This is a genomic window from Stenotrophomonas sp. 05L44_2, from assembly GCF_056665995.1.
In genome coordinates, this window is sequence record NZ_JBFTNR010000886.1 from 1 (window position 1) to 1,472 (window position 1,472).

The window sequence follows — 1,472 nt, forward strand, 5'->3', positions numbered from 1 at the left end:
CGTCACCGGCAGCCACATGCAGCGTGTGCGTGGCATCAATCTTCTTGAGGTAGGAAGGCGCTTCGGTCTCGGTCGCGTCGTTGACCGTCGTCACTCCCCAGGATCGGGCCAAACGCTGGTGATCGACGCCCTGCAGATACACATGCAGGCTCTTGTAGGGCTTGGAAATGCTCACATCCGCGCTGGCTACGGTGCCTCCGAACAGCGCCACCGGCTTGCCCTTGGGCTCGAACACGCTGCCGGGGTCGCGGCTCAGGCCGGCGGCATGGAATGCCTGCTCCACCTGCGCTTCAGTGAAATCGGAACCCGCCTTGCAGGCCAGCAGAGTTTCCAGCGCGGTGGTGCTGGTTGCCGGAGGTGCGGCAACAGCGGCGGTTGTCAAGGGCAGGCCCAGCATCAGGGCGATAAGCGGCTTGTTCATTGCAGATCCTTCTGTATGTCGCGGAGCAGCGGAGGCGCCGGCACCAAGTCCGGGAAGACAGGCTGAAGTGTGGGGCAGGGCAGCGTTGTCGGCTAGGCCCCCTCGCTGGGCTGCCAAGGGATTCCCCGATCAAGGGCATCCAAGGCCAGTTGCGCCCACTGGCGGACCTCTTCCAACGGATGCTGCAGCTCAGCCCGCAGGGTCGGGCTGACCGTGCTGTCGCCTGATTCGCCGAGCAGTTCCAGCAGCTTTCCGCGCGAGTAACCATCATCCACGGCCGGCAGCCGGGCAAGCAGATGCGGCACCGCAATGGCCACGGCCGGGCGAAGACCCCAATAGGCGTCTTCGAAGGTTGCCGGATCATGATCCAGGATCTGGTCGAGCCAGGAGACAACGTCGATTCTGTCGAGATCCATGGCAGCCCCTCCCGTAGCCAGGGATTACACCATCTGCACGCCAGAGTCGTCGGTTTCCACTGTGATCATTTCCACCAGTGCCCATAGGCCGGTGAACAGCACGCCGATCAAGAGCCAGCCCAACAACAGCGTGATCAGTAGTTGGCAGACCGCGCGTCCGTGGTAACCAGCATAGAAGTTGTGCACGCCGAAAATGCCCAGGAACAAGGCGAGCAGGATGTAGATGGCACGGTTCCTGGCGATAGGCGCGGATTGCGATACCGGTGCCGCATAGACAGCGTCGATTGGCTGCTGAGTGGCCGGTGGGGCAGCTGCATCGCAGGTCGGGCAGATCGCCGTATCGCTGCGTGCCTTGCAGTTGCATTCGGAGCTGTTCATCAACGCCACGGTGCTTCTCCTTGTCGAGGCAGYGGTTCTGGACCTGATGCGGCCAACAAAAAAGCCAGACCCCAATCGACGGGAGATCTGGCTTTTCGTGCCCCGAAGGGCGGTACAAATGGTGGAGGTGGGCGGAATTGAACCGCCGTCCGAAGGCACTCCATCCCCAGCACTACATGCTTAGCTCACCGTTGAATCTCATCCCCGAGCAGCACGGTGTGCAAAGCGCACCCGGGAACCAGCCTGTTGTGTTCTTG

Annotated in this window: 3 protein-coding genes and 1 other RNA gene; all 4 read right to left on the reverse strand. The window is 62.1% G+C overall.

Annotation, left to right across the window (positions count from 1 at the left end; all coding sequences use genetic code 11):
- Positions 1–421, reverse strand: a 421-nt coding sequence (locus AC1VAN_RS21655) for a hypothetical protein (protein ID WP_480986724.1), incomplete at its 3' end; no start/stop codon positions are given.
- A gap of 92 nt (positions 422–513) precedes the next feature.
- Positions 514–837: a HEAT repeat domain-containing protein gene (locus AC1VAN_RS21660; protein WP_032977815.1), complete on the reverse strand. Its 324-nt coding sequence runs from the start codon at positions 835–837 to the stop codon at positions 514–516.
- 24 nt (positions 838–861) lie between these two features.
- The gene (locus AC1VAN_RS21665; RefSeq protein WP_051585128.1) at positions 862–1,215 is read right to left on the reverse strand and encodes a TM2 domain-containing protein; all 354 of its coding nucleotides are present in this window, start codon (positions 1,213–1,215) and stop codon (positions 862–864) included.
- Between the two features lie 119 nt (positions 1,216–1,334).
- Positions 1,335–1,472, reverse strand: a transfer-messenger RNA (tmRNA) gene (ssrA, locus tag AC1VAN_RS21670); the annotation flags it as partial.

What these genes read in the sequence shown, in the direction of transcription:
- AC1VAN_RS21660 (WP_032977815.1), bottom strand. Translation starts at nt 837, where the DNA reads ATGGATCTCGACAGAATCGACGTTGTCTCCTGGCTCGACCAGATCCTG.
- AC1VAN_RS21665 (WP_051585128.1), bottom strand. Translation starts at nt 1,215, where the DNA reads ATGAACAGCTCCGAATGCAACTGCAAGGCACGCAGCGATACGGCGATC.